The following is a 5,453-nucleotide window of genomic DNA, read 5'->3' as shown; positions in this document are numbered from 1 at the left end:
TCGCATACCTGCGTCTCTCATTTTTCTGTATCATACCCTCATTATAGCACCTTTTTATCTATTGGTACAGCTTCTAACAGGCGGAATTTTTCTTCTGGCAATATGTTAGAGACCGCTACTTCAGTGCAGCTTCGATGGAGTCCGCCATATCCCGCTTGGCCGAGTAGAGAAAGTGGGAATAGATGTTGGCAGTCGTGGAGATGTCGCTATGGCCCAGCCAACCCTGGATATCCTGGATGTCCCGTCCAACACTGTGGAGCAGTGTGGCTACACTATGACGTAACCCATGGAAGCGAATATAGGGCAGTCCGCTTTTCCGAATCATCCGCCGGAAGTGCATGGAGACTGCGTTGGGCGTCAGCGGAGTGCCACCCGGACTCACGCACACATACCCGCTTTCCACATAGGCAGTCCCCAGAAACGCTTTCTCTTCCTGCTGACGCTTCTGCACATTCCGCAGATACGCCGCCATGGAGCCTGTCAGCGGCAGGGTACGGCAGCTGCTCCGGGTCTTTGTCGCGTCGGCGTAGATCACGCCGTTCTTACTGCTTACTGCGGTATGGCAGATGGAAATCGTACCTTTCTCAAAATTTACCGACTCCCAACGCAGGCCGTAGACTTCGCTCCGCCGCAGACCGTAAGTGGCAGTCAGGCGGATCACCGTCTCCAAAATGTCTCCCTGGAAAAACTCCATCAGCCGCTTGATCTCCTCGGCGGAATAGATTGTTTCCTGGGCTTTTTGCTGCTTCTTGGGCAAAACGATGCGATCCGCCGGGTTGCGGTCAATAATGTCCAGCTGCATGGCGTATTTCAGGCACTTGTGGATATTGGTATGGTACTTCCGAACCGTTGACGGTGAGACGCCTCGTTTAATCTCGCTATTGTAGAAACTCTGGATGTGACCAGGAGCCAATCCCCGCAGCGTAACATTATGGAAAGCAGGAAAAGTTGAAATCACATTACGGAACACCGCCTTGTATTGCTCCAAGGTGGTCACACGGATGGAATACCCCTCCACCTCGTTTAGCCACTGCTCCATAAAAGGTAGGAACGGCTGATCTGTCCCGGTCAAATGGCGCTCCTGGATCTTCTCCAGTTTGTCCATCTCTTGCTTTAAAAAGGCCTCTGCTCTGCGCTTATTGCCTTTCACATCAAGTCCAGTAGCGATCCATTTTTGCTTCCTCTTTTTCCCTTCATACCAAGATAGGACAGCATAATATTTATTTTGCTTGATTTGCAGGCTTCCTGTCATAAAAACTCCTTTCCAACAGGATAGAGTACCCGCTGTTACAAGCCCATTATATCACATCCGGCGGTCGGATGCGATATAATGGCACTTGTTTTTTGAGGGATACTCAGCTATTTTTCAAAAACCGCAGAACCTCTGCCTTGGGAATGAGAATCCTTCTGCCGATTCGAACGCTTCTAATTTGTCCGGAATGAATCAGTTCGTAGGCAGTATTCCTGCCGATGGAGAGAATTGGCACCAGTTCTCTCACCGTCAGGGTCAAGGGCAGATCATCGTAAGAGGTAGGGCGTCTATCCATCTGTGTCTCCTCCCTTTTCATTCAGTGAGGCGAGATAGATGCGGGTCACATCATCCCGACCGTGTCCCAGCAGCCTAGCGACCTCTTTCCTGGCATGATAGGGGCTCCTTCCCCTCTGAACGCGCTCCTGATACCACTCCGCTGCCCGGGTGTGCCGCAGACCATGGAAGGTCATAGGCCGGTCGGAGTCTGGGTCTTGAGCCAAGGGACGGTTATCCATCAGAAATCGCTGAAGATCTCTGATGGCCTCATGGGTCAAACGATCATCGGGGACGAACAGCTTATGCCCGCGGGGCGTATCGTCCAAGTGGAGCCTGAGCCGGTCCAAGAGGATATCGTTCAGAGGGACTGTCCGCACCAGCCCGCCCTTGCCTTTGATTGTAAGAGCATTTTCTTTTACTGCTTTTGCTGCGACTGCGGTATCGATTCGGAAGCACTCATGGATACGGAGCGCGGCATAACGTCCCAGATAGAGGATCGTGATGTAGTCCTCCCGCTCTGCCGCCAGAGCGCAGGCCAGCATACGGTTGAACTCTGAAACACTCCAGGTGCGGTCTACGCCGCCCAAGGTTCGCCGCTGAAGAAGCAGTTGGCTGTTATTTGGCAGTTCAAACCTGGGATTGGGGATCAAATCGTGAAAGAAACGAATAGCGGACAGTTCGGTCTTGATGGTGGAAGCCGCTTTGCCACTCTCCTGAAGGGAATACACATAGGCGAAAATATGCTTGGGCGCAACATTGGCCAGCCGCTCTAAGCGGTACTGCTCCGCCAGAAAACGGCAAAAGCGTTTCATCGCCTCATAGTACCGCTCCCTTGTTTTGAAGCTGCCCTGCCGGTTGTGACGGCGGAGTTTATCCAACTGGAGTAAAAGATTTTCATATTGTTTTGACATTGAAGTACATCCTTTCTGAAAAAGGACGCAGCTTGCCCATTGGCGTATGCAGTACATTTCCGGCTCTTTTCCGCTCACACCGTCTCAGGCAAGCTATACTCCAAGTCGTCAAACCGCTGTGGCAGTTGGCACCTGGCTTTGCAGGGCGGGTAGATAAAAGAAACCGTCTCTATTTGAATTGTACCGAGTGTTTAGCAAGATCACCGCAGGCCCGCTGAAAAGCAGGTGGGAGTTGTACTCCCGCGGCGGACGCGCACCCTTGGGCAAGGGGCAGACAGTCTGCCAGCGTCCGTGGGCCTGTCCCCGGCAGTTGAACAGGCAAAGATACGGATAGGCAGTCCCACTTTGCCGGCAGTGGGACTGGCTGGCAGTCATGACCAGCCCGAGGAATATCAAACATACGATTTTCATAAAGGCTCCTTTCACTTTTACCCTTGGCGGCGGCAGGGGGACAAGCCCTGTACCGTTGCGCTTATGCGCCGGGTATTTTCCAATTTTCGGACAGAAAGAGGCCAGAAAACAAACTTTTGCTTTCTGGCCCAATGTATTCTGTCTCTGTTTACTTCCAGGTCAAACCGGTCTGGCGGGAGGGCATACTACGCCCCTAGCCCGTTCCATTCCTCCCTAAACTTACTCCGCCCTAAGATACATACTCATTTTAGCATCTCAAGACTTGCTTGTATAGGTGAAGTTTTGTCACCTATCAGCACGACAAATAATTTTGATTTTTTGCAGAATCCGGTGACATTCCAACATTGCTATGCTATAATAGACAAAAATCCATGGAGGATGAAGCCATGACAGATACACAGCGCCGCGCCGCCGCAAAGCAGTTTGCCGCCGATTGGCAGGGCAAGGGCTACGAAAAGGGCCACAGCCAGACCTTTTGGCTGTCTCTGCTGCAAAAGGTCTACGGGGTGGAGGAGCCGGACAAGTTCATCACCTTCGAGGATCAGATCATGCTTGACCACACCAGCTTCATTGACGGCTTTATCCCCTCCACCCACGTTCTGATTGAGCAGAAAAGCCTGGGGAAAGAGCTGAACAAGCCTATCAAGCAGTCGGATGGTTCCTTGCTGTCCCCGTTCCAGCAGGCCAAGCGGTACGCTGCCGAGCTGCCCTACTCCCAGCGACCCCGGTGGATCGTCACCAGCAACTTTGCCGAGTTCTACGTCTATGACATGGAGCGGCCCACCGGCGACCCGGAGATCATCAAGCTGTGCGACCTGGAAAAAGAGTATTATCGCCTGCAATTCCTGGTAGACACCGGCGATACCAACATCAAGAAAGAGATGGAGGTCTCGTTGCAGGCGGGCGAGATCGTGGGCGTCCTCTACGATGCCCTACTGAAGCAGTACAAAGACCCGGAGGCGGAGGACACGTTGAAAAGCCTGAACGCCCTGTGCGTCCGGCTGGTGTTCTGCCTGTACGCAGAGGACGCCGGTATCTTCGGCAGCAAGAGTATGTTCCACGACTACCTCCGAGATATCCCCGCCAGCGGTGTCCGCAGGGCGCTGGTGGAGCTGTTCCGCATTTTGGATCAGAAGCCAGAGCAGCGGGACAAATACCTCGCGGACGATAATCCGACGCTGGCGGCGTTCCCCTATGTCAACGGGGGCTTGTTCAGTGACGAGAATATCGAAATCCCGCCCTTTACCGAGGAGCTGAAAACCCTCCTGCTGGAAAAGTCCAGCGGGGACTTTGACTGGTCGGCCATCAGCCCCACCATTTTCGGGGCGGTGTTTGAGAGCACCCTGAACCCGGACACTCGGCGCTCCGGCGGGATGCACTACACCAGCATTGAGAACATCCACAAGGTCATCGATCCGCTGTTCCTGGACGGTTTGCGCTCGGAGCTGGAGGAAATCAAGGAAATCGCCGTGGATAAGACCCGCAAGGCCAAGCTGTGCGCGTTCCAAAGCAAGCTGGCGGGGCTGACCTTCCTCGACCCCGCCTGCGGCTCCGGCAACTTCCTGACAGAGACCTACCTGTCCCTGCGGAAGCTGGAAAACGAGGTGCTGCGGTGTTCCACCGACCAGATCAGCATGGATTTGGAGGGCATCATCCAGGTGTCCATCGGCCAGTTTTATGGCATTGAGATCAACGACTTCGCCGTGACGGTGGCAAAGACGGCCCTTTGGATCGCGGAGAGCCAGATGATGAAGGAGACCGAGGACGTGGTGCATATGTCCCTGGACTTCCTGCCGCTGAAATCCTACGCCAATATCACAGAGGGGAACGCCCTGCGGCTGGACTGGGAGAGCGTGGTGCCCAAGGACAAGCTGAACTATATCATGGGCAATCCGCCGTTTGTGGGCTACTCCTTGCAAAGCAAAGGGCAGAAAGAAGATATTCTTTCCGTTTATGTGGATGAAAAGGGCAAGCCATACAAGACGGCGGGGAAAATCGACTATGTTTCCGGCTGGTATTTCAAGGCCGCTCAGTTAATGCAGGGGACAGATATTCGGACGGCGTTTGTGTCCACCAACTCCATCACCCAAGGCGAGCAGGTGGCGGGCGTTTGGAAGCCGCTCTATGACCGCTTTGGGATTCATATTGATTTTGCCCATCGGACATTCCGCTGGGACAGCGAGGCCACTATCAAAGCCCACGTCCATTGTGTGATTGTGGGATTCAGCCCCGCCCCAAACCAAGCTCCTAAACGCATTTATACAATGGAACGATACCAAGAAGCCGAGAATATCAATCCGTATTTGCTTGATGCCCCCAATGCGTTTGTTGATAGCCGAAACAAACCAATTTGTGATGTTCCGCTGATGACAACAGGAAATCGACCTGCCGATGGGGGACATTTGATTATTGAAGCTGACGAGTATGATGAATTTATTGCAAAAGAGCCTAATGCGCTGCCATATATCAAGAGACTGGTTGGCGCCGCAGAGTTTATCAATAACAAAAAACGCTGGTGCCTATGGCTTGTCGGAATTAGCCCAGCAGAATTACGAAAAATGCCGCTGGTGCTTCAACGGGTGGAAGCGTGTAAAGCAGACCGT

Annotated in this window: 4 protein-coding genes; 1 reads left to right on the top strand and 3 read right to left on the bottom strand. The window is 53.2% G+C overall.

The window, feature by feature from the left end:
- Positions 1–115: 115 nt before the first annotated feature.
- From NFS22_RS23080 to NFS22_RS23070, 3 genes are all read right to left on the bottom strand, one after another.
- Complete coding sequence (locus NFS22_RS23080; RefSeq protein ID WP_251319974.1) at positions 116–1,105, bottom strand: site-specific integrase; 990 nt, start codon at positions 1,103–1,105, stop codon at positions 116–118.
- A 250-nt stretch (positions 1,106–1,355) separates the two neighbouring features.
- Positions 1,356–1,547, bottom strand: a complete 192-nt coding sequence (locus tag NFS22_RS23075) for a helix-turn-helix domain-containing protein (RefSeq protein WP_251319973.1) — start codon at positions 1,545–1,547, stop codon at positions 1,356–1,358.
- Positions 1,540–2,439: a tyrosine-type recombinase/integrase gene (locus tag NFS22_RS23070; protein WP_251319972.1), complete on the bottom strand. Its 900-nt coding sequence runs from the start codon at positions 2,437–2,439 to the stop codon at positions 1,540–1,542. The genes NFS22_RS23075 and NFS22_RS23070 overlap by 8 nt, the downstream gene beginning before the upstream one ends.
- Positions 2,440–3,236: 797 nt before the next feature.
- Between NFS22_RS23070 and NFS22_RS23065 the strand changes: the two genes are divergently transcribed.
- The coding region (locus tag NFS22_RS23065; protein ID WP_251319971.1) for a DNA methyltransferase at positions 3,237–5,453 on the top strand (2,217 nt) is incomplete at its 3' end.

The organism is Flintibacter muris (assembly GCF_943192995.1).
GTDB lineage: Bacteria > Bacillota > Clostridia > Oscillospirales > Oscillospiraceae > Lawsonibacter > Lawsonibacter muris.
Note: the sequence above shows the minus strand (reverse complement) of the source record. Positions and strands in the feature narration are given on the sequence as shown.

Bases quoted from the DNA above. Each gene is read 5' to 3' on its own strand.
- NFS22_RS23080 (WP_251319974.1), bottom strand. From the start codon at position 1,105: ATGGACAAACTGGAGAAGATCCAGGAGCGCCATTTGACCGGGACAGAT.
- NFS22_RS23075 (WP_251319973.1), bottom strand. From the start codon at position 1,547: ATGGATAGACGCCCTACCTCTTACGATGATCTGCCCTTGACCCTGACG.
- NFS22_RS23070 (WP_251319972.1), bottom strand. From the start codon at position 2,439: ATGTCAAAACAATATGAAAATCTTTTACTCCAGTTGGATAAACTCCGC.